At 46.5% G+C, this 20,937-nt stretch carries 22 protein-coding genes; 1 reads left to right on the plus strand and 21 read right to left on the minus strand.

The features are described from left to right. Nucleotides 1–17: 17 nt before the first annotated feature. Nucleotides 18–359 (minus strand): 50S ribosomal protein L19, encoded by a 342-nt coding sequence (rplS, locus tag FE296_RS10025; protein ID WP_024630190.1) that lies wholly within the window; start codon nt 357–359, stop codon nt 18–20. Nucleotides 360–708: 349 nt separating this feature from the next. On the opposite strand from rplS, the gene FE296_RS10030 reads away from it, so the two are divergent. Then, nucleotides 709–1,674, plus strand: a complete 966-nt coding sequence (locus FE296_RS10030) for a polysaccharide deacetylase family protein (protein WP_124114053.1) — start codon at nt 709–711, stop codon at nt 1,672–1,674. A gap of 3 nt (nt 1,675–1,677) precedes the next feature. Here FE296_RS10030 and FE296_RS10035 read toward each other — a convergent pair whose 3' ends face one another. The 20 genes from FE296_RS10035 to rpmF form a co-directional block, all read right to left on the minus strand. Next, nucleotides 1,678–2,925, minus strand: a complete 1,248-nt coding sequence (locus FE296_RS10035) for a hypothetical protein (RefSeq protein ID WP_150364878.1) — start codon at nt 2,923–2,925, stop codon at nt 1,678–1,680. Nucleotides 2,926–3,077: 152 nt separating this feature from the next. After that, the gene (locus tag FE296_RS10040) at nt 3,078–3,452 is read right to left on the minus strand and encodes a VOC family protein (protein WP_124114051.1); all 375 of its coding nucleotides are present in this window, start codon (nt 3,450–3,452) and stop codon (nt 3,078–3,080) included. Between the two features lie 192 nt (nt 3,453–3,644). Next, nucleotides 3,645–4,412, minus strand: coding sequence for a tRNA (guanosine(37)-N1)-methyltransferase TrmD (gene trmD / locus FE296_RS10045; protein ID WP_150364879.1), 768 nt, complete (start codon nt 4,410–4,412; stop codon nt 3,645–3,647). Nucleotide 4,413: 1 nt separating this feature from the next. Next, the gene (gene rimM, locus FE296_RS10050; RefSeq protein WP_091031941.1) at nt 4,414–4,926 is read right to left on the minus strand and encodes a ribosome maturation factor RimM; all 513 of its coding nucleotides are present in this window, start codon (nt 4,924–4,926) and stop codon (nt 4,414–4,416) included. A gap of 301 nt (nt 4,927–5,227) precedes the next feature. Next, nucleotides 5,228–5,458 carry a KH domain-containing protein gene (locus tag FE296_RS10055; protein WP_024630185.1) on the minus strand — a complete coding sequence of 77 codons (231 nt, stop codon included), beginning with the start codon at nt 5,456–5,458 and terminating at the stop codon, nt 5,228–5,230. Nucleotides 5,459–5,481: 23 nt separating this feature from the next. After that, a complete protein-coding gene (gene rpsP, locus FE296_RS10060) occupies nt 5,482–5,754 on the minus strand; it encodes a 30S ribosomal protein S16 (RefSeq protein ID WP_017689219.1) in 273 nt (90 codons plus the stop codon). A gap of 53 nt (nt 5,755–5,807) precedes the next feature. Continuing rightward, nucleotides 5,808–7,184: a signal recognition particle protein gene (ffh, locus tag FE296_RS10065; RefSeq protein ID WP_062833767.1), complete on the minus strand. Its 1,377-nt coding sequence runs from the start codon at nt 7,182–7,184 to the stop codon at nt 5,808–5,810. A 63-nt stretch (nt 7,185–7,247) separates the two neighbouring features. Next, complete coding sequence (gene ylxM, locus FE296_RS10070; protein WP_017689221.1) at nt 7,248–7,598, minus strand: YlxM family DNA-binding protein; 351 nt, start codon at nt 7,596–7,598, stop codon at nt 7,248–7,250. A gap of 260 nt (nt 7,599–7,858) precedes the next feature. Further along, nucleotides 7,859–8,506 (minus strand): PAQR family membrane homeostasis protein TrhA, encoded by a 648-nt coding sequence (gene trhA, locus FE296_RS10075; RefSeq protein ID WP_017689222.1) that lies wholly within the window; start codon nt 8,504–8,506, stop codon nt 7,859–7,861. A 144-nt stretch (nt 8,507–8,650) separates the two neighbouring features. Further along, a complete protein-coding gene (gene ftsY, locus FE296_RS10080; protein ID WP_124114049.1) occupies nt 8,651–9,664 on the minus strand; it encodes a signal recognition particle-docking protein FtsY in 1,014 nt (337 codons plus the stop codon). Nucleotides 9,665–9,772: 108 nt separating this feature from the next. Next, nucleotides 9,773–13,342: a chromosome segregation protein SMC gene (gene smc, locus FE296_RS10085; RefSeq protein ID WP_150364880.1), complete on the minus strand. Its 3,570-nt coding sequence runs from the start codon at nt 13,340–13,342 to the stop codon at nt 9,773–9,775. Between the two features lie 180 nt (nt 13,343–13,522). Next, nucleotides 13,523–14,227, minus strand: coding sequence for a ribonuclease III (gene rnc / locus FE296_RS10090; RefSeq protein ID WP_091031948.1), 705 nt, complete (start codon nt 14,225–14,227; stop codon nt 13,523–13,525). A 13-nt stretch (nt 14,228–14,240) separates the two neighbouring features. Beyond that, a complete protein-coding gene (gene fabF, locus FE296_RS10095; protein WP_062833763.1) occupies nt 14,241–15,479 on the minus strand; it encodes a beta-ketoacyl-ACP synthase II in 1,239 nt (412 codons plus the stop codon). A 177-nt stretch (nt 15,480–15,656) separates the two neighbouring features. Continuing rightward, on the minus strand, nt 15,657–15,890 hold the full coding sequence (gene acpP, locus FE296_RS10100) for an acyl carrier protein (protein WP_024630176.1): 234 nt from the start codon (nt 15,888–15,890) through the stop codon (nt 15,657–15,659). A 152-nt stretch (nt 15,891–16,042) separates the two neighbouring features. Continuing rightward, nucleotides 16,043–16,792 (minus strand): 3-oxoacyl-[acyl-carrier-protein] reductase, encoded by a 750-nt coding sequence (gene fabG / locus FE296_RS10105; RefSeq protein ID WP_150364881.1) that lies wholly within the window; start codon nt 16,790–16,792, stop codon nt 16,043–16,045. Nucleotides 16,793–16,829: 37 nt separating this feature from the next. Continuing rightward, entirely contained in the window at nt 16,830–17,762 is a 933-nt protein-coding gene (gene fabD, locus FE296_RS10110) for an ACP S-malonyltransferase (RefSeq protein WP_150364882.1), read from the minus strand. Nucleotides 17,763–17,787: 25 nt separating this feature from the next. After that, complete coding sequence (locus FE296_RS10115; RefSeq protein ID WP_091034990.1) at nt 17,788–18,777, minus strand: beta-ketoacyl-ACP synthase III; 990 nt, start codon at nt 18,775–18,777, stop codon at nt 17,788–17,790. Between the two features lie 8 nt (nt 18,778–18,785). Further along, nucleotides 18,786–19,781: a phosphate acyltransferase PlsX gene (gene plsX, locus FE296_RS10120; RefSeq protein WP_017689231.1), complete on the minus strand. Its 996-nt coding sequence runs from the start codon at nt 19,779–19,781 to the stop codon at nt 18,786–18,788. Continuing rightward, complete coding sequence (fapR, locus tag FE296_RS10125; protein WP_047842457.1) at nt 19,778–20,326, minus strand: transcription factor FapR; 549 nt, start codon at nt 20,324–20,326, stop codon at nt 19,778–19,780. The genes plsX and fapR overlap by 4 nt, the downstream gene beginning before the upstream one ends. A 372-nt stretch (nt 20,327–20,698) precedes the next feature. Further along, entirely contained in the window at nt 20,699–20,872 is a 174-nt protein-coding gene (gene rpmF / locus FE296_RS10130) for a 50S ribosomal protein L32 (protein WP_017689233.1), read from the minus strand. Nucleotides 20,873–20,937: the final 65 nt, after the last annotated feature.

Here is a 20,937-nt window from a genome sequence, read left to right on the forward strand (position 1 = left end):
TCCCGGTATCCGTTATATTAACGAATTTCTTTAATTCTCGCTGCTTTACCGCGTAGTTCACGAAGATAATAAAGCTTCGCACGACGCACTTTACCACGGCGAGCCACTTCGATTCTATCGATTTTCGGGGAATGAAGCGGGAAAGCTCTTTCCACACCTACACCGTAAGAAATTTTACGAACTGTAAAAGTCTCACTGATTCCACCACCACGGCGTTTAATCACAACACCTTCGAACAATTGGATACGCTCACGAGTTCCCTCGATTACCTTAACGTGCACTTTCAAAGTGTCACCAGGACGAAAACTCGGAATATCCTTACGAAGTTGTTCTTGTGTAATCGCTTGAACGATATTCATCTATGACTCCCTCCTTCCGTACAGGCGTTCATACTTCTTCCAGAGATCACCTTGTCTCCTTCATTATCCATAGAGGACCGCCGTATTCCACATAACAGACTTATTGTATCACGCAGCATATCAAAACACAAGAGAAATTAAACAAAATACCTATTGATCAATCAGCAATGCTGATACTCATCCATCTCATGTTGACTTCATTCTAAAATACATTCTCTCATATGGACCGTGAATCAACGCTCTCATCTGCAAGTCAACCTGATACAGGAAAAAATACTGTAACTTCCGGTGTAGAAATATCGTCTATGATATAACTTATTGACCACTTTAAAAGGAGAACGCTTAGACTATGAAATATTGGAAAAAGATCACACTTGTCTTACTCGCCACGCTCACATGCTCCATTACACTATATGCATATGCCGTAACTCATCCAACGAATGCACTGTCACACAAAGCCTGCACATCTTGGGACATAGTCAAACGCAAAGCATTCGAGCTGTCACACACTGACTTCTCTAACCAATCTGCGCTGGACCGTTCTACCTTCGAGATTGAACAAGGTACTGCTACAGAAGTTCCTGTACTGATGTATCATTACATAGAGCCCAAACTGAACAATCACGAGACAGATAATAAATCCATTATTAATCTGGAGGATTTTGAGCAAAATATGAAATACCTGCATGATGAAGGCTACCAAACAATTACACTGGATCAGCTTGAACAATATGTTAATGGAAAGTTATCCTTACCACAGAAGTCCATTGTTATTACCTTTGATGACGGATACCAGAACAATTATACATTAGCTTACCCTGTGCTTCAGAAATATAATTTTCATGCCTCGCTGTTTGTCATAGGCAGTAAAATTCAGGATAAACCTTCGGTATTTGAGCCCGCCATCAACAGTTTCATCTCCAAGCCAGAGATGCAGGCAGCAACCGACGTATTTGAATTTAACAGCCATACGTATAACCTGCATCACAAGGGATTTATGCGTTGTGGGAACAGCGTACCTGTCGGTCTGGACACCAGTCTTCTGGATGATGATATCGAGCAAATGAAGGAAACCGGAATAGACACACCTTATCTGGCCTATCCTTTTGGTTATACCAGTACACAGATGATCTACAAGTTACAGCAACATGGATATCGCATGGCCTTTACCGTAAAGTCTGGATTTGTGCATCCAGGAGATCATCCCATGAAGCTACCTCGTTTGACGGTCACGACAGGTACTGACCTAGCGTCCTTGCTTCAGCCGGAATCCAGTCCGCAGAATGGATTACCTGCATCTGAGAATGAGCAGTGAAACCTAGAGTTTAACTTCACCGCCTGGATACAGAGTCGAGCTATACAGCCTTTTAAGCTGTGGCTTGGCTTTTTTTGCATCGGTAAGTGATAATGTCATCGGAGAGCTGGAATACATCACCGCTTCCTCTGCGTCATAGATAATGATCTGTTCTTTCCCTGTCTGAACCAGATCTGCATGTACCGCATATCCCTCTTTCGGGAATTCAGTGACCGTTTTCATATCTCCATCTACCAAAGAAGGCAACACATCTCCACCTCTGCGATACGCCAAAATATAATCGAGTCCACCCTCATCCCAGTTACACACAGGCTCTATAATGGTTAACCAGCCCCGAGTCGCGCGATTTTCTTTCCAAATTTCTTGCCCTGCGCTATCCAGCATGAACATTCCATCCTTACCATGCTCATCCCCTCGGACAATCCGGTCCAGGCCTGCAATCTGTAAACCTTCCATTCCAGTACAAAAATGACCCAATGCAATATGCTGTGATTCAATCGAATCTTCATAACGCCACTTCTCATTACCATAGCGGTCCATCATGACCGTGACACTGCCACCGATAACAACCTCAACTTCCCCATCACCGTCAACGTCTCCAAACCATATACAGTCAGCATGATCCTCAAGATTATGACAAGACCATAACAACGTCCCATCATGATCCAGCATGTCATATCCGGCCATCACTTCATCTTTCCCATCTCCATCGATGTCATATACCCATGGAAAATGTCCCGGATTCCCTTCATGCTTCCATAACAAATTAAAATCATGGTCGAGTGCCCATAACGTCTTATAGCGGTCTTTCAGTATAATGTCCATTTCCTGCTGGTTACCAGTCAGGTTCGCGAGAATAATGCAGTCATGTGCTTCATCCCCTGGCAGATCACGTGTTTCTTTGATCTCTCCGGTCCGGCCATCCAACACGAGAAATTGTTTGTCCATAACACACAATACTTCATTATTTCCATCTCCATCCCAATCTGCGATCTGAGCGGGATAGTCTGAACCCGGACCACCTGCATCGGGATCAGGAATTCCAACCTGCCATAGTAATGTTCCTTCGAGATCAAACGCAGTCAAACAACATACCTGATGCGGGACATACCGATCGTCTATACCCCCATCTGCCTGTACCAGCAACATCTCAAGTCTGCCATCCCCATTCAGATCTCCCAAAAGCATTTTGCAACGTTCTCCAGCTTGGCTAATATCTACTCTCGCGATTTCATAAGGCTGATGATTCATAACCTTCCTCCTCAGCTATCTTTATTATTCAATTCCAGCTGAGTTCACCATAAAGAAAATCCCTTTCTTTTACAACCCTATTTAGAATCATGCAAAAAAGTTCAAAGCTGCAAAAAAGTGCCTACGTAATTAAACGATTTAAATGAATGATTTTAAACCCACTCTAAGAACTCAAGACGATTGCCAAAAGGATCATTTATATAGAAACGTCTTACACCTTCATCTGCCCTTGCTTCGTCATCGACAATATGAATTTGGTTATGAATGAGCTGATCACGTAACTGATCCAAATGTTGTACATGAAATGCCGGATGAGCTTTTGTGGCGGGAATAAAATCTTTTTGTACTCCAATATGCACTTGGTGTCTGCCACACTCGAACCATACACCACCTCGTTTTCTCAGAATTTCAGGTTTGGGAATCTCCGCCCAGCCCAGTACTTTATGGAAAAAATGACGCGCCTCCGCTTCACAACCTTCTGGTGCTGCGAGCTGAATATGATCAAGACCAATAATATTGTAAGTCATTCATACACCGCCTTTTGTTTCACTTAATGAAACTTAGTTTCATTAATTATACTAGTATTTTATAAAATATACTAATGAAGATCCAGTATTCTTTTCAATGTACACAAAAAAAGCCAACCTTTAGTATCAAGGTAGGCCTTTTCGAACTCTGGAAAATAATATTTACATGTTTATACGATACATATCATATACTTACTCTGTGCTATGTTTACGGTTTGAGCGTATCTTTTTCAACCAAATACGTTCTTTATCCGTCAAATCGGCCGTTTCCAACATCTCCGGTCTGCGCTCCAGCGTACGAAGCAACGACTGTTCTCTGCGCCATGCCTCAATGTTCAGATGATGTCCCGACAACAGCATATCCGGTACTTTCATACCCCTAAACTCGGGTGGACGTGTGTAGTGTGGATATTCGAGGAGCCCAGTACTGAATGAATCCGTCACAGCACTTGTCTCATTGCCAAGCACACCGGGTATAAGACGTACGATACTGTCGATCGCAACCATAGCAGGTAACTCCCCACCCGTGAGTACGTAATCACCAATGGATAGTTCATCCGTCACAAGAAATTCGCGGATACGCTCATCGTAACCTTCATAATGTCCACATATAAAAATCAGATGATCTTCTTGCACAAGTTCTTCTGCTTTTTTCTGTGTAAACGTCTCACCTTGCGGACACATTAGAATGATACGTGGAGGTTTCATCGATGCCGCAGCTTCTCCGCGTTGCTCCAGAACATCTTCTACAGCAGCAAAGATCGGATCTGGTTTCAGCACCATGCCTCCACCTCCGCCGTAAGGAGCATCATCTACTGTATTGTGTTTATTGGTCGCATAATTTCGGAAGTTGGTTGCACCAAGGGATACGAGCCCCCTCGTTTGAGCTTTACCCAGAATGCTTGCTCCGAACACACCGTCAAACATCTCCGGGAATAGCGTTAATACATCCACTTTCATGTTATAGCAGCCCTTCCATCAGGTGAATCTTCACTTGCTTCTGTTCGATGTCTACATCAAGCACTACATCATCAATAACGGGAATCAGCACTTCTTTACCAGCTGGCGTTTTGACAACCCATACATCATTGGCACCCGGAGTCAAAATTTCAGAGATGGTTCCAAGCGTTTCACCCTCTTCGGTTATGACCGAACACCCAACGATTTGATGGAAGTAGTATTCACCTTCGTCCAGCTCAGCCAGGTTCTCTTTTAACACTTTGGCCATGCCGCCTTTAAACTTTTCTACTTCATTAATGTTGCCGTACTCTTTCAGACGAAGAATATACATATTTTTATGCAAACGTGAAGATTCCACGTTAACCATGACTGGATGATTATCTGGTGTAAAGAAAAACAACTCTGCATTCTTCGCGAAACGCACTTCCGGGAAATCGGTTAAAGGCATGATTCTCACCTCACCGCGAATTCCATGCGTATTAACGATTTTACCTACATTCATAAACTCTGCCATATTTCCTCCTACGAAATTAAATCAAACTAAACAGCTACTTCGACTCTCGTACGGTCGTTCCGGCGACGGTTCGTTCATTCGATCGCTGTTACCCCCTCATTTTTCGAACTTACTTTAAAAAGTGAAAATGAGGTGATAAAGGCGAACGTTAACGCTTCTCCAGAATCGATCCCGTCCCCTACACTACTCCGAAGTCACTCATACCCAAAAATATTTTAATTCAATATCTAATCCAACCTATTAAGTTCAGCATGCACGAAAAGGGGCTAGGACATGCATCCTAACCCCCTTTCGTATATCTTTAAGATATGATATCAACGGTAACCCGTTTATCCATCTTAACTGCTGCTGATGTGACGACCGTACGAAGTGATTTTGCGATTCGTCCCTGTTTACCAATTACCTTCCCGACATCGTCAGGATGAACGGTTAACTCATAAACGACAAGCCGGTCTTTCTCAACCGTCCGAACCGCCACATCTTCCGGATGATCGACTAAAGCCTTAGCAATTATGCTTACTAATTCTTCCATAGATGACCCTCCGAATCAGCACTTTATTTAGATAATTTAGACTCGTGGAACTTCTTCATCACGCCCGCTTTGCTAAGCAAGTTGCGGACAGTGTCAGATGCTTGTGCACCGTTTTGAAGCCATGCCAATGCTTTATCTTCATCGATCTTAACAACAGCCGGTTGTTCAACCGGGTTGTAGTAACCGATCTCCTCGATAAAACGACCGTCACGTGGGGAACGGGAATCCGATACCACTACGCGGTAGAAAGGAGCTTTGTGAGCACCCATACGTTTCAGACGAATACGAACTGCCATTTGAAAATTCACCTCCTTCAATGAAATCTGTATATGATCCAGCTTCGCTTAAATCAACGGAAAGGAAACTTCATTCCTTTCCCCATACCTTTAAGCTGCTTCATCGCTTTATTTTTACCGCCTTTAGGTCCCATCATATCCGAGAACTGTTTCATCATGCGGCGCATCTCATCAAATTGCTTGATCAGACGATTTACTTCAGCCAGAGATGTTCCGCTTCCGGTAGCAATACGCTTCCGGCGGCTGTGGTTGATCATGTCCGGGTTGCGTTTCTCCTCGGTCGTCATTGAGTAAACGATCGCTTCGATCCGGCCCATCTGTTTATCATCAACCTTCAGATCCTTGGCTTGTTTCATCTTGCCCATGCCGGGAATCATATCCATGATCTGATCGATTGGTCCCAGCTTTTTCACTTGATCCATCTGCTCCAGGAAATCTTCAAACGTGAATTCTGCATTACGCATCTTCCGTTCCATTTCCTTGGCTTTATCGGTATCAATGTTTAATTGTGCTTTCTCAATCAGAGATAACATATCACCCATACCGAGGATCCGTGAAGCCATACGTTCCGGGTGGAACGGCTCCAAAGCGTCAAGTTTCTCTCCAAGGGAAGCAAACTTGATTGGACAACCCGTAACTGCTTTGACAGAAAGCGCAGCACCACCACGAGTATCTCCATCCAGCTTTGTCAGGACAACCCCGGTCAGATTAAGCTGCTGGTTAAAGTGTTCTGCTACGTTAACCGCATCCTGACCAGTCATACTGTCTACGACAAGCAGCACTTCATCTGGATTCACTACGCTGTGAATCTGGCGAAGTTCTTCCATCAGTTCTTCATCAACATGCAGACGTCCAGCTGTATCGATAATAACATAGTCATTACCGTTATCTTTGGCATGTTGAAGACCTTGACGTGCGATCTCAACAGGGCTTGTCTGATCTCCCAGTGTGAATACCGGCGCTTTGATCTGCTCGCCAAGTACTTGCAACTGTTTGATCGCTGCCGGACGATAAATATCTCCTGCAACAAGCAATGGTCTGCTGTTTTGCTTTTGCAGCATTTTAGCCAGTTTACCCGATGTGGTTGTTTTACCAGCACCCTGCAAACCAACCATCATCAGCACCGTAGGCGGTTTGTTCGCTTTAGCCAATTTGGCTTGGCTTCCACCCATCAAATCCGTTAGTTCCTTGTTAACGATGTCGATGATGACCATTCCCGGCGTGAAGCTCTCCATCACTTCTTTGCCAACAGCCTTCTCTTTCACCTTGGCGATGAATTCCTTGACCACTTTGAAGTTTACATCCGCTTCGAGCAATGCCAGACGTACCTCGCGCATAGCCTCGGCTACATCTTCATCAGACACCTTGCCTTTGCCGCGCAGCTTGCTGAACACATTCTGTAATCGGGTCGTTAATCCTTCAAATGCCATGATCCCACCTCCTTAAGCTTTAATACTGTTTTCAAGACCGATACGTTCCGCTCAGCCAATTTTTCATTCACTAAGCTGAGCAACAATATCGTGTATTTGTTTGTTGTTATCAATGGATACGCCTGCGCGTTCCAATGCATTTTGCAAATCTTCAAGATTGCGATTACGCCGTTCATGCTTTTCCAGCAAGCCCAGCTTGCTTTCGTAATTTTCCAGCACTTGCTCGGCACGCTTGATATGCTCGTATACCGCCTGGCGGCTGATCTCAAACTCGGCTGCAATTTCACCAAGTGAGAAATCGTCATGAAAGTAATACTTTAGAAAAGTCTGCTGTTTCTCGGTAAGTAACAATTCATAAAAAGCAAACAGCAAGTTAATCCGGTTTGTCTTCTCAAGCCGATTTTCTTGACTCACATCGGGGCACTCCCTTCGTCAAGGAAAAACACTTTACACTCTTGCAACGTTCCTAATAATACCTAAAACAAATCAGGTTGTCAAGCAAAAATACTTGTCACAATCAAAACAGCTCTGATGGTATGTTATTTCGATGTTTAACCGGTGGTTTATGTCCTTTTTTACAACAAGGAAATCCTATCTGTAACTCTGCGATCACCTCTATGTAGAAGAAAAACGAATGCGTCTCAGTCCGTGGAGATGCATCCGTTTATGGTGTTCTAACGAAGTGGTGTCAGGTACAGCAGTACCATAAAGAAATGAAGAATACTTCCTGCTAGCACAAAGAGATGCCAAATCGCATGGTGGTACGGAAATCCACGCCACACATAAAAGAGCGTACCCAGTGTATACATCAGGCCTCCAGCAACCAGCAACACAATGCCGCCTGTAGGAATGGCAGCCATAAGAGGTTGCCAGGCAATAACGATGAGCCAGCCCATCGCAATATAGAAAATCGTGGACATGAATAGAAATTTTTTCGTAAAAAACGCCTTAAAGATCACGCCGAATAATGCGATACCCCAGATTATACCAAACAAGGTCCATCCAAGTGTACCGCGAACAGCAATAAACAAAAGCGGAGTGTACGATCCCGCAATAAACAAATAAATGGAAGAATGGTCGAAAATCTCAAATAAATCTTTCACTTTTCCATCTTTCCATGCATGCACGAGTGTAGAACTTGTATAGAGCAGCAGCATGGTGATCCCGTAAATCGTGAAACTGACCACATGCCAAGCCGTGCCTTTCATACTTGAAAATACAATCAATATCACCAGTGCAGCTACACTGAGTGCAGCGCCGATTCCATGTGTCACCGCATTGGCGACTTCTTCACGGCGAGAATAGGTATACGTATTGGCCATTTTCAACCGTCCTTTCTGACCCTTTAACATTGCCAACTTTATTCCCATTATACACGTATTGCCAGTGACATTACACGTGACACTTATCACGTATATCACTGGCAATAGGGTTAACATTATTAATTCAACCTATTATTAATGATTTTAGGAATTAGATTCCTCTTCTTCAGCACTTTCCGCTGGCTGTTCCTGGATCAATCCGGCGAACAAAGCATGCACAAATTGCTCAGAATCAAACGGCTGCAGATCATCAATCTTCTCACCAAGTCCCACGAGTTTCACAGGCAAGTCCAGCTCCTGACGGATCGCAACAACGATCCCCCCTTTTGCTGTTCCATCCAGTTTCGTCAGTACGAGGCCAGTTACACCGCTTTTCTCACCGAAAAGTTTAGCCTGGTTTAAAGCATTTTGACCTGTTGTTGCATCCAGTACCATCAGTACTTCATGCGGAGCATCCGGAATTTCACGCTGAATGACACGATAGATTTTGTTAAGCTCGTCCATCAGGTTCGATTTGTTTTGCAAACGACCTGCTGTATCACAGAGCAGAACATCCGCACCCCGTTGTTTCGCTGCCTGTACCGCATCATACATAACCGCTGCTGGATCAGAACCAGATTGCTGTTTGATAACATCGACACCGGCACGTTGTCCCCATACTTCCAGCTGTTCAATGGCTCCGGCACGGAACGTATCTCCAGCTGCCATGATGACTTTTTTACCTTGCTGTTTAAATCGATGTGCCAGCTTGCCAATCGTTGTTGTTTTACCAACACCGTTAACGCCAACGAACAAAATAACGGTAATGCCATTCGGGTTCATTTTCAATTCGTTATTCTGTTCACCGCGAAGAAGATCCGTCAGTTTCTCAGACAACACAGGCTGCAGTTCAGCCGCGTCCTCAATTTTGCGTTTTTTCACTTCAACGCGCAGATCTTCGATCAGATTCATAACGGTATTAACACCAACGTCTGCTCCAATCAGAATCTCTTCCAATTCTTCATAGAACTCTTCATCGATTTTTTTGCGGCGGATTACGAGATCCGACACTTTTTCCACTAGTCCTTTACGTGTCTTTTCCAATCCATCCTTGAACTGTTTGGTGACCGACTCCGTTTTGCTTGCAATGCTGTCTCTCAGCTTTTTAAAAAAACTCATAAAGCCCCTCCATCGTGTACATAATCTTAGCGCTTTTGCATAAATGCTCAATCTGAATGATTTTCAATGATTACAATGAGTTCATTTGTCTCGCAGGTTTGGATCAGATCAGGCAATTACTGCTTCCTCATCTTCCAGTTTAACCGAAACAAGCTTGGATACTCCGCCCTCTTCCATCGTAACACCGTACAGCACATCTGCCTCTTCCATTGTACCTTTACGATGGGTAACAACGATGAACTGTGTCTGTTCGGAGAATTCACGCAAGTACTGGGCAAAACGTACGACGTTAGCTTCGTCCAGCGCTGCCTCAACTTCATCCAGCACGCAGAATGGTACAGGTTTGACATGCAGAATAGCAAATAACAAAGCCATTGCCGTCAAAGCCCGCTCCCCACCGGATAACAGTTGCAGGTTTTGCAGTTTCTTGCCTGGTGGCTGAGCCACAATATCTATTCCCGTTTCTAGCAAACGCTCCGGGTCCATCAGAACAAGATCAGCTCGTCCCCCGCCAAACAACTTGGTAAACACGGTGCCGAACTCACGGCGGATGGCATCAAACGTGATCTTGAATCGCTTCGCCATCTCGTCTTCCATTTCCCGAATAACCTGATACAACGTTGTTTTGGCTTCCACCAAGTCATTCTTCTGTTCACTCAGGAACTCGTATCGCTCATTGACTCGCTGGAACTCCTCAATCGCTCCCAGGTTAACATCACCCAGGGCGGATATACTGCGTTTCAGCTTCTGTACTTCTGCCTGTGTATGCTCCACATCTTCCGGCACAGGATAACGCTCTTTGGCCAGTTCATAGCCCAGTTCGTATTCATCCGTCAGTTTTCGCAGTATATTTTCCAGCTCAACATCCAGCCGGTTCACGGAAATTTCAGTCTGTCGCATCTGCTCTTCCACAGCTTTTAACTGCGTGCGCTGTTCCTTCGTTTCGCTCTCGGCAAGCTCAAGCTTTTTAGACAACTCACTTCGAGCAGCACGTTTGAAGTCCAGCTCCTGGGAAGCTTCCGCTTTTTTCAGCTTGTACTGGTTCAGATCTTCAATCTGCTTGACACTCTCGGTTTGTGTTTTCTTGAGATCTGCTTCCATCGAAGCCAGCAACGTGCGATTCTGACGAAGATCCTTCACCAGCGACTCTACTTCCCGCTCCAGACGTCGCAATTGTTCTCCATTGGAGAATCGCTCCTGATCGAGCTTGCCTTCGCGCACTTTCAATTCGGTGAGTTGGCTCTGCAATTCTTCCTTCGCGGATTCATTGGCTTTCCGAGCAAACTCAGCTGCATGAATGGCACGATGAGTCGCTTTTTCTTCCTCTTCAAGCTGATCCAGCTTCTTCACAGCGACGATGCGAGCCGTATCCAGCTCTTTGATCTCTTCAGTAAAGCCGCTCTTCTCCTGCCCGGCAACGGCAACCTGTTCAAGCACATGGCGAAGCTCATGCTCTACCTGCTTCATTTCCATCGAAGCCTGCTGTTCTGCATTTCGGGTATCGTCACCGGACTGACGAAGTTCATCCAGTTTGTCCTGACACTGCTCCAGTTGAACTTTTACATCATCCACACTGCGATGCAGTTTCACGATCTGATTTTCGGTATCCAAAATATCCTGATCGAGCTGGTCCAGCTGCCGTTTCCGACTGAGCAGACTCACATTTTTCTTATGCTGGCTACCACCCGTCATGGAACCACCCGCATTGACCACGTCACCTTCAAGGGTCACAACCCGGAAACGATACTGGCAGCGCGCCGCAATTTTATTCGCAACCTCCAGCGTTTCGGCAATAATAACATTACCGAGCAAGCTGCCAATGATCGAAGCGTACTTGGATTCGAATTGAACGAGATCAGCACCGATCCCCACAAAACCCTCCATACCTTCGATCATGGAACGTTCAGCTGCTCCAATGGCACGAGGACGAATGACATCCAGTGGCAGGAACGTTGCACGCCCCAACTGGCGTTGCTTCAGGAAAGCGATTGCCTGTCTGGAAACTGATTCATTTTCCATGACCACATGCTGCAATGATGCTCCCATCGCTGTCTCTACCGCAAGTTCAATCTTTTCTGGAACTTTGACGAGTTCAGCTACAGCTCCATGAACACCGTTAAGTGTGCCTTTGCGTGAAGCCTTGAGGACCTCCTTGACACCCAGCATGAATCCGTCAAAATCATCCTGCATCTCTTTCATCGTATCGCGGCGGGAGACCTGAGCTTCACGCTTCTGTTCCCATTTACGAACTGTGCCCCGACTTTCTTCAAGCAGCTTCTGCAGCGACTGGAGTCGTTCACTTTCCGTAATGTAACCACCACGTAGATCACTGATTTCTTTGCCCAAACGAACAACTTTTTTCTCAATGTCCGCTTTGCGACTTTCCAGTGTCTCTTTTTGATCTTCCCATTTGCCTGATTCTTCAGCCGCGCGATTCATTCTGCGCTCCAGCGTTTCTTTCTGCTGATCCACATAACGGATTTCATTTCGTGTCTGAGCCATCTGATTCATCAGTTCCAGCAAGTTGCCTTTGAGGCTTTCCTCTTGCTGTTGACTAATGCCACCTGTGACACCAATGAGTTTGGCTTCTTCCTGGGACAACTGATTTCTCACATCATTCAGTTCATGCTCAAGTTTGCCAAACTTCTCACGCAGTGCAAGCAGCTCGGTTTCCCGTTCGCGATGTCTCTCTTCACTGGCTGCAAGCGTTACTTTGAGCTGCTCCTGATTTGTTTGCAGATGGTGGGAGCGCTCCTTGAGCAATTCTCCAAGCCCTTCACTTTTCTCCGTCGCTTCACTGAATTGCAATAAAGCGGCTTGCAGTTGCTCTGTCTCTGTTTCCAGGATACGCAGCGCATTCCGATCATTTTCCAGCTTGGCATCATGGGTAGAGACAATCGCTGCGAGTCCAACCTCTTCCTGCTTCAGGGATTGCAGTCGCTCATTGGCCTTACTCCAGGATGCATGAATCTGTTCGATCTGGTACACATACATGGAAATTTCCTGCGATTTGAGCTGTGAACGAAGTTCTTTATAGTGGATCGCTTTCTCTGATTGTTCCTTTAGCGGTCCAATCTGATCTTCCAGTTCAGTCACCAGATCATGAATCCGCAGCAAATTCTGCTCTGTCTCATCCAGTTTGCGCGTTGCATCCCGCTTGCGGGATTTATATTTAACGATACCTGAAGCTTCCTCAAAGATGCCTCTACGATCCTCTGAACGGGTACTCAGAATCTCTTCGATTCGCCCCTGTCCAATAATCGAGTAGGCTTCCTTACCGATGCCGGTATCCATAAACAACTCTGTGATATCCTTCAAACGACAAGATTGCTTGTTAATAAAATATTCACTATCTCCGCTGCGATGTACACGACGAGTCACCGTCACCTCACCGAAATCCAATGCAAGTGCATGATCCTCGTTATCGAGTGTTAGCGACACCTCACCGAAATTAACGGCTTTCCGTGCGTCACTGCCTGCAAAGATGATATCTTCCATCTTGCCACCACGCAGCGACTTGGCACTTTGTTCCCCCAGAACCCAGCGGATTCCGTCCGATATATTACTCTTGCCACTTCCGTTCGGACCTACAACAGCCGTAATGCCACGAACGAACTCCATCTCCGTTTTGTCGGCGAATGACTTGAATCCACCCAATTCAATCCGTTTTAAAAACATAGGGTTTCTCGTCACCTCCTCTTGCAAATTTCAAGTATTGCATTCCAGCGCCTAAGTATCAGGCTAACTCCCCCTGAACCTCTTTACAAAAAAAAGAGCAAAAAGCAGTCCGGCCGATTACTTCCGCCGGGGCGGACCCGCGGGCTGCTCTTTGCTCTTCGTTTGTCTATGCGCTATCGGTTAAGCTCCGGCTTCCGGAAGCTTCAATCGATCAAGTGCTGCAGATGCAGCCTGTTGTTCCGCTTCCTTTTTGGAACGTCCTGTACCTCTGCCAAGCCGTTCTTGACCCATATGGACCTCCGAGACAAACTCACGTTCATGGGCAGGTCCCCGTTCCTCAACGATACGGTATTCCAAAGCTCCCATATTGTGATGCTGAGTAAGTTCCTGCAGTTCCGTTTTGTAATCACTCATTTGCAGCTTGCTGCCCAATACGATTAATGGGAAGACATGCTGGTCGAGAAATGCCCGGACAGGCGCAAGCCCCTGATCCAGATACAATGCACCAATGAAAGACTCAAACACATCCGCCAGCAGAGCCGGCCGCGTCCGTCCTCCAGTTAGTTCCTCACCTTTACCAAGAAGTACATACTGCCCAAAACCCAACGCTTCAGCAAATTTGACGAGGGAAGGCTCACAGACAATGGATGCCCGCAGCTTAGTTAATTCACCTTCCGGACGGTTAGGATACAAATGATACAAGTATTCCGATACAGTCAGTTCCAGCACGGCATCGCCCAGAAACTCCAGGCGCTCGTTGTCCTGATGCTGACTGAACCGGTGTTCGTTTACATAAGAAGCATGGGTAAACGCTTGTTTTAAAAGCTGCCTGTTGTCAAATTTGATTTGAAGTTTATGTTGTAACTGCTTCAGATCTTCACTCAAACGAACTAGCCCCTTATGCTTCAAATTTTTTGAGAATAATGGTGGCATTGTGACCGCCGAATCCAAATGAATTGGACATGGCAATATTAACTTTGGTTTGACGCGGAACATTTGGTACATAATCCAGATCACATTCCGGGTCCTGATTTTCCAGGTTAATCGTTGGAGCCAGTGTCTGATGTGTCAGTGACAATCCGCAGATGACCGCTTCTACACCACCAGCAGCGCCAAGCATGTGGCCCGTCATGGATTTCGTGGAACTCACTGCGAGCTTGTACGCATGATCACCAAACGCCTTTTTGATCGCGAGCGTTTCGGATCTGTCACCTACAGGCGTCGAAGTTCCGTGTGCATTGATGTAATCCACTTCTTCAGGCTCAATACCCGCATTGCGAAGTGCCATCTTCATGCAACGTGCTGCTCCGTCTGGATCTGGTTCTGTCATGTGATGTGCATCACCTGTCAGACCGTAACCGATCACTTCACCATAAATGCGTGCACCACGTTTTTGAGCATGCTCCAGGGATTCCAGAATCAGAACACCAGCGCCTTCGCCCATAACAAAACCATCACGTTCTGTATCAAAAGGACGGCTGGACTTCGCAGGATCATCATTACGTGTAGACATTGCGCGCATCGCACAGAACCCTGCGAGACCCGTTGGTCTGATTGTTGCTTCCGCACCACCACAGATCATGGCATCTGCATCACCATTAGCAATCAACTTGAAGGAATCTCCGATGGAGTGTGTACCTGTTGCACAAGCCGTAACAACGTTAATGTTAGGACCTTTGGCACCAAGAGAAATGGACATTTGGCCTGAAGCCATGTTGGAGATCATCATGGGAATAAAAAATGGGCTTACCCGTTTTGGACCTTTTTGCAACAATGCATTATGTTGGTCCTCCCACGTACCCAATCCACCAATACCTGATCCGATGGATACACCGAAACGCTCTGCATCAATATTCTCGTTAATTTTCAGACCACTGTCTTCAACGGCTTTGAAGCCGGCTGCCACAGCGAACTGTACAAAACGGTCCATTTTGCGAGCATCCTTGCGATCCATATATTCTTCCGGGTTGAAATCCTTGATCTCGGCTGCAATCTGTGTCGTGTATTCACTAACATCAAACGCCTCAATCTGAGAAATTCCGGACTTTCCTGCCATTAAACTGCCCCAGAACGTTTCCAAATCTTTTCCGAGCGATGTCATTACGCCCATTCCGGTAATTACTACTCTTTGTTTCAAACCGAGTCACCTCTATATCGACTGCATTACGCAAGTATTTTGTGGGAATATCCGCAAACAGACATCTAATCAACCAAGATAGGCCTGTTTGAGTAGAGCTGCTTGCGGAATGAGAAAAACCAATGAATGATGAGAAGTCCCGCCTGTTCGAAAACATGTGCGGGACTAAAAATGACTTTAGGTATGAGATTGTATGTAGTTTACAACTTCACCTACGGTCGTGATTTTTTCTGCATCTTCATCAGAGATTTCCAAATCAAATTCATCTTCCAATTCCATGACCAATTCCACTACATCCAAAGAATCAGCACCCAAATCTTCTTTGAAAGATGCTTCAAGTGTAACTTCAGCTTCGTCTGCGCCCAAGCGGTCGACGACGATGCGTTTTACACGCTCCAATACATCGGACATCCGGTTCACCTCCTTCTTTGGTATTATACGAGAATCGCAGGCAAAATGCCATAGAAGACATATGCGGCTCCCGGCCGGGGAACCCGGCCTTTTTCCGGCATTTCGGATCGTCCAGCGCCTGTTCCCCGACTATTGTTCAAGTCCGGGAAGAATTACATGTACATGCCACCATCGACATGCAGCGTCTGCCCTGTCATATAAGATGAAGCCTGCGAAGCTAGGAACGTGACTACACCGGCAATTTCATCCGGGTGACCCAAACGGGACAACGGAATACCACTCAGCATACCGTCTACCAGCTCCTGGGACAACTCTTTTGTCATATCCGTCTCAATGAAACCTGGTGCTACACAGTTGACTGTGATTCCACGGGAAGCCAGTTCACGAGCAGATGCCTTCGTCAGACCAATGACTCCTGCCTTGGCAGCAACATAGTTTGCTTGTCCAGCATTACCGAGCACACCTACAACCGAGGAGATATTGATAATTCTTCCCGACCGTTGTTTCATCATTGGACGTGTAACCGCCTTAAGACAGTTAAACACTCCTTTGAGATTGGTTTCAATAACCTGATCGAATTCTTCCTCTTTCATACGCATGATCAGATTATCACGGGTAATACCGGCATTGTTCACCAGAATGTCAACGTTGCCCCATGCTTCAAGTGTAGCTTTGACCATTTGTTCAGCTTCATCCATCAGGCCAACATTGGCCTGAAGTGTAATCGCCTTGACTCCTTTGGCACGAATCGCTTCCGCCACTTCCTCAGCTGCCGCTTGGCTACCCGCATAATTCACGGCTACGTTCGCTCCAGCTTCTGCAAGTGCCAATGCAATACTGCGCCCAATTCCCCGGGATGCCCCGGTAACGAGTGCATTTTTACCTTCTAATGGTTTAGACATAATCATTCCTCCTTTCCCCAAATCTAATCCATGCTAATCACTTCAACGCACTTGCCGTTGCTTCGAGCGTTTCAAGACTGTTCACATTGTACAGTTTTACGGTTTTATCTGTTTTTTTAATCAAACCGGTCAATACACTGCCAGATCCAATCTCGATGAACGTATCCACGCCTTGCTCAATAAGCCATGTCACACTGTCTTCCCATAATACAGGAGAATAGACCTGAGCTGTCAACAAATCCTGAACCTGTCCATCCTCTGCAGGTCTTGCAGTCACATTAGCGACTACGGGGACTGCTGCCGGTGAGAACGTAACGGTTTTCAGTTTCTCTGCCAGCTTCTCGGCTGCACCCTTCATCAATGAAGAGTGGAACGGACCGCTTACTTCCAATGCAATAGCGCGTTTACCGCCTGCTTCTTTCACTCGTTCCGCGACAGCAGCTACGCCTTCCTTCACACCAGAAATGACGATTTGCCCCGGACAATTCATATTGGCAAGTTCAACCGCATGACCACTTTCAGATACGTCACGGCAAAGCACCCCCAGCGCTTCCCGATCCGCACCGAGCACAGCAGCCATCGCTCCTTGTCCACCCGGTACTGCCTGTTCCATATACTGACCACGTGCCCGCACAGTGCTCACTGCGTCAGCAAACGAAAGAACGCCCGCTGCCACCAGTGCACTGTATTCTCCCAGACTGTGTCCAGCCGTATAGTCAGGCTGAATTCCTTTTTCTTTGAAAGCTTCAAGCAAGGCAATACTTGCTGTCAACAGAGCCGGTTGTGTATTTGATGTCTGTTTCAACTCGGTCTCCGGTCCTTCAAATACAAGGTTGCTCAGCGAGAAACCCAATGTTTCATCTGCTGTGCGAAAAATCTCGGTTGCCGCAGGCACGGACTCGTACGCATCCTTGGCCATGCCTACAGCCTGTGATCCCTGTCCGGGAAATACAAATGCTATTTTACCCATTTCATTCATCTCCCAGATGTCTATTTTACCAAACGAGTACCGATGCTCCCCATGTCAAACCGCCACCGAATCCAACCATCAGGACGGTATCTCCGGCTTTCATGCGACCTTCCTCCGCAGCTTCTACCAGAGCAAGCGGGATGGAAGCAGCCGATGTGTTTGCATACTTATCCACGTTGACTACAACCTTTTCTTCAGGAAGTTCAAGTCGTTGCATCGCAGATTGGATAATCCGAATATTCGCTTGGTGAGGAACAAACAGATCCACATCCGTACGCTCCATACCAGCCTTGCGTAATACCTCAATGGTAGCCGTCCCCATGACACGTACCGCAAACTTGAACACTTCACGACCGTTCATGTAGATGTAATGTTTTTTATTTTCAACGGTCTCTGCGGAAGCAGGCAGACGGGAACCGCCGCCTTCCATCTGAAGAAGACTACCGCCAGCACCTTCGGCACCGAGATCGAACGCTTTGAATCCACGCCCTTCCGGAACTTCACCAACGACTACCGCGCCTGCTCCATCACCAAAGAGGACACAAGTGTTACGGTCTGTATAATCCGTAATGCGAGACAAGCAGTCTGCACCAATCACAAGTGCATTGTTGTACATACCGCTTTGGATGAAGCTCGTAGCACTAGCCAAACCGTATACAAATCCGGAACAAGCAGCCGAAAGATCAAATGCCGCGGCACCTTTTGCACCCAATTTATCCTGCAAAATGCAGGCTGTCGATGGGAACGAAGAATCCGGAGTAATCGTTGCAACAATGATCAGATCAAGATCACTGCCTGTCATGCCTGCAGATTCAAGGGCTTTAATGGCCGCTTCATATGCCAGATCAGAAGTTGCCTGATCGGGTGCAGCGATGTGACGCTCTTTGATTCCTGTACGACTGACGATCCACTCGTCATTGGTATCGACCATTTTCTCCAGATCGCTATTTGTCAAAATTTTCTCAGGCACATATTTCCCTGTACCAATAACCCCTACTGGGCGCAAATTATTCATATCGTCACTCACTTCCCGCTAATTTCCTTAGATATGCTCTCTACCAGCTGATTCTGCACTGCAATCCGAGCTTGGCGCACAGCATTTTTGATGGCATTGCCATCAGCAGATCCATGACTTTTCACAACCAGTCTGCTCAAACCGAGGAGTGGCGCTCCGCCATGCTCGGTATAATCCAGCTTTCGTTTCAACCCACGCAGCTCAGGCATCAGTACAGCTGCAGCCAGTTTACTTTTGAGAGAAGATGAAAATTGTTCCTTAAGCAAGGCGAAAATGGCACCTGCTGTGCCTTCCAGCGACTTCAGCAGGATATTTCCTGCAAAACCGTCACATACAAGCACATCACAAGCACCAGTCAGCACATCACGTGCCTCCACATTACCGACAAACCGAATTGGGAGTTGTTCCAGTAAAGGGTATGCATGTTTGGTTAACTCATTTCCCTTGCCTGGCTCTGTTCCTACATTGAGCAAGCCCACTCGTGGGGATTCAATGCCCTGTACTTTTTGCCGATACAAACTGCCCATCAGGCCATATTGTGCAAGGTGCTCCGGTTTGGCATCCATATTCGCTCCGAGATCCAGCGCAAGCACACCTACATCATCAATCGTTGGAATCATAGGCGCAAGCGCCGGACGTTCAATGCCTTCCATGCGACCTACAACAAGCAACCCCGCTGTCATCAACGCTCCAGTATTGCCCGCCGAGATCATCGCGTCCGCTTCGCCCTCTTTCAGCATGCGGCCTGCGACCACCATGGAGGCATCCTTCTTGCGACGAACTGCTTTGACGGGTTCATCATCCGAACCAATAACTTCGGAAGCATGCCGGACCGTAAGATTGGCAGGTCTCACACCTGACTGACTCAAAAGAGGTTCCAGCTTGGCTTCATCGCCGATCAGGACGATCTGTGTATCCGCCCATTCCGTGGCTGCGGCAATCGCACCTTCTACCGTTGATGCAGGTGCATTGTCGCCTCCCATGGCATCAATGACGATTTTCATTCCAAATGACCTCCTTCTCCGCTGTCTTCTCCACCTGAATGGTAGATTACAAAGTTGCCTTGAAACACCATTTCTTCACCTACATAAGTGAATACTTCCACTTTGGCTTTGCCCTTTTGACCCGGAATCGATCTCACATAAGCCTTTGCAATACATTTCTCTCCCAAATGAACCGAACGGACAAAGCGAATGTCTGCTGATGCAGTCAACGCGATCTCGTCATTAATAATCGCTACAGCCAAGGAGTTGGCCTGTGCAAAGACATAGTGTCCACGTGCAATGCCTGTTCTGGAAAACACGTGTTCTTCCTTAATCTCAAACAGGGAAATCCCGCTTTTATCCAGTTGTAGATCCACAATATCACCGATAATCTCATGCAAGGGCAACGAGCGTACCTGATCATACGAGAGCTCTGCCATCAGTTTCATCCGCTCCCGAAGTTCGGGTATTCCAAGTTCCAGCCTGTCAAGACGAATCGTTTGAATACTCACCTTCAATTGGCGTGTAAGTTCCTGATCCGTCACAAACGGGTTCTCTTCTATCATTTTGGTTAACTGCTGTTGCCTCTGTCTCTTCGGTACACGTTCGATGCCTGTCACCCCCCGCTGTATCGTTTACGGAACCGTCCCGTCCGGCCAGTTCAACCATTCTTTCGTGTTGCTTCTATAGTTGCATCCCTGGTCACCAGGGTCGTTCTCAAACGGATTATGGTTCATCTATATGTAACGTCAAATCTTAGAACCTGGTACTAAACTATAGTATATCTCATCCCGTGTCAAAAAGAAAGACTGGCCTAACAAAAACAATTCACCCTTGTGGAGCAAGGATTTCACGCTTGTTAGCTCACTCTACCTACACTCTCTAGTCCAAAAAAAGTAGCACCTCATCGAAATGAAGTGCTACTTAATGTCCAACTATTATTGAGAGATGATCTCTCTTGCTTTGTACGTTCCGCACACTTTGCACACGTGGTGACTAAGTTTAAGTTCGCCACATTGTTCACATTTCACCATGCCCGGTACAGCCAATTTAAAGTGAGTGCGACGTTTGTCGCGACGCGTCTTGGACGTTCTCCGTTGAGGTACTGCCATTATTCCCACCTCCTTATCAAAATCAACCTTTGCAGGTAGTCTTAAAATGTTCGATTTTCAATCCT

The organism is Paenibacillus sp. UASWS1643, from assembly GCF_008693195.1.
Lineage (GTDB): Bacteria > Bacillota > Bacilli > Paenibacillales > Paenibacillaceae > Paenibacillus > Paenibacillus amylolyticus_B.